Raw genomic sequence first — 419 nt, 5'->3', positions numbered from 1 at the left:
GATGAAACGCGAGTGGAAACCAGCCGGCAGATGCTCCTGCACGCTTTTGACCTCGGTATAACCCATTTCGATTTGGCCAACAACTATGGGCCGCCGCCGGGCTCGGCGGAAAGCAACTTTGGCCGCATCCTGAAAGAGTCGCTCCTGCCTTATCGCGATGAGTTAATCATCTCCACTAAAGCAGGCTACACGATGTGGGACGGCCCTTACGGCGACTGGGGATCGCGAAAATATCTGGTAGCCAGCCTTAACCAGAGCCTTAAACGCATGGGGCTGGAATACGTCGATATTTTTTACCATCACCGGCCTGATCCACAGACGCCGCTGATGGAAACGATGCGTGCGCTCGATCATCTGGTTCGTCAGGGTAAAGCGCTATATGTCGGGATCTCCAACTATCCTCTGGCCCAGGCGCGGGA

At 55.4% G+C, this 419-nt stretch carries 1 protein-coding gene; it reads left to right on the top strand.

From position 1 onward, the window contains the following. The coding region (locus M3630_RS30655) for an aldo/keto reductase (RefSeq protein WP_251254679.1) at positions 1-419 on the top strand (419 nt) is incomplete at both ends.

The sequence above is a fragment of the Brevibacillus sp. MER 51 genome, assembly GCF_023714195.1.
GTDB lineage: Bacteria > Bacillota > Bacilli > Brevibacillales > Brevibacillaceae > Brevibacillus.
Note: the sequence above shows the minus strand (reverse complement) of the source record. Positions and strands in the feature narration are given on the sequence as shown.